Origin of the sequence: Streptococcus mitis (assembly GCF_003942795.1) — a bacterium.
Lineage (GTDB): Bacteria > Bacillota > Bacilli > Lactobacillales > Streptococcaceae > Streptococcus > Streptococcus mitis_BJ.
This window is the reverse complement of sequence record NZ_RJNY01000052.1, coordinates 1-1,553: the sequence shown is the minus strand read 5'-3', so window position 1 is coordinate 1,553 and position 1,553 is coordinate 1. Positions and strand designations below refer to the sequence as shown.

General features: G+C 42.8%; 2 protein-coding genes. Both read right to left on the bottom strand.

The genetic code is table 11. The annotated features are described in order from the left end of the window. A partial coding sequence (locus D8847_RS10470) for a T7SS effector LXG polymorphic toxin (protein ID WP_125841491.1) occupies positions 1 to 1,175 on the bottom strand: 1,175 nt, incomplete at its 3' end. Continuing rightward, positions 1,165 to 1,524, bottom strand: coding sequence for a DUF3958 family protein (locus tag D8847_RS10465; protein WP_125841490.1), 360 nt, complete (start codon positions 1,522 to 1,524; stop codon positions 1,165 to 1,167). The genes D8847_RS10465 and D8847_RS10470, both read right to left, overlap by 11 nt. Positions 1,525 to 1,553: the final 29 nt, after the last annotated feature.

Sequence of the window (1,553 nt, the reverse complement as noted above, 5' to 3'; positions counted from 1 at the left end):
GCTCCATTGTTAGAATAGGCCTTTAGTTTGCTATCCCAAAACGTATCAAAATCATCAACTTTCCCGTAAGCTTCTTTATATTCACTTTTAGCCGACTTGTATTTTTGGGGAGTGTCTGTTTTCATTTTAGTTGAAAAATTTCCTCCACCAGCTAGTGTATGTTGCAATCTAAGGTTATAGTACAATTCTTTGGCCTTTTCTTCTTTCAACCCCAGTTCTTGATAAATTTCAAGAATTGGTTTCAATGTTCTCAATTTTTGACCTGTCTGCGGATCACTCACAAATTCATTATAAAAATAATGCCCCAATCCACCTGCTGTTTCATTCCACTTAAATTCGTTATAATTTGCCGCACCAACGACTCGCAAAAAGATATAGTCACGGAACTCTTGACTAGAGGTTGGAAACTTCTTGTCTATCCCTTGCTTGATGGTCAAGAGCTGTTGGGCTGTCTCTGCATCAAAGCCGTATTCTGCCATCATGGTTTGGACAAAGGCCTTCTCTTGACGACTAAGTTTTATGTCCTTTGTGTCAGAATAGGCAGATAGGTAGTTGGCCCAAGTCAGGTCAGATGGGACTTTAAAGACGCCTGTCTTTGCATCCCAACTCGTTTCAATCTGGGCCAGTCCACGACTCAACTGCACATCGATACTGTCTAGTTCATCGAACAGTCCTCCTGAATAGCTATCATAGGCCCGCAGGTCTCTCAAGATCGTTTCATAGACNCGTTTATTCGCGTGGTGTCCTCGCATGAGTTCCACATTACTGCGTCTCAATCTCCCCTTTTCTTCACTATCCATGGTCAAGCTNGAAAGNGATTGGTTGANTTCATCNAGATAGGCAATCATTTGCTCTTCCTGNCGGATNTTATCAAGCAGATCATCCTCGCGCCAACTCTTGCTGTCGACCATACTTTGGTAGTCTTCTGGTAATTTCTTGATAGCTTGAGAGAAGGTTTCTGCATAGAGTTGTCCTCCTTTGCTCAAGGGCAGTAGGACACTTGCAAAAAAACTTCTAGCCGAATCATAAGCATCTCCCTTTAGACTCTCTGTGTCCTCTGAAAACTTTTGAATAGCTGATTGCAAGTCTTGATAAGCTTCCACCTGAGAGTGGCACATGGTCGCTACACTCGAACTTTGTAGTTGTGATTGTTCCAAGTACATATCAATGCCCATGACGTGTCTCCTCCTCTCTTTCTAGTTCCTTGCGTCTTTCATAGTAAACCGCATCCAAGTCTCCCTCTAAACGGAACTTTTCTTTTTTCAAATCATCCATGTGGTAGGTGAGGTCCTCAAGGATTTGGTTTTTAAGTTGGTTTCTTTGCAGGAGCGTTTCTTCCAACTGTCCTGCGTATCGGCTCTGATAGGCCGCCTCCCACAAATCACTTTGATAACGGTGGCTAGCTCTATCATATCCTTCAAAGGTTTCTATCAGTTCTTTGGTGCGATATTTCTCTTTTCCATTGTCTTCTAGCTGGTACAAGAGTTCTCGCTCTCTTTTCTTCAACTCATCCAACTTGCTCATGCATGACTCCTAAAACCATTGGCAGCAGC

Excerpts from the sequence above, each read along its gene's own strand:
- D8847_RS10465 (WP_125841490.1), bottom strand. The coding sequence starts at position 1,524 with ATGAGCAAGTTGGATGAGTTGAAGAAAAGAGAGCGAGAACTCTTGTAC.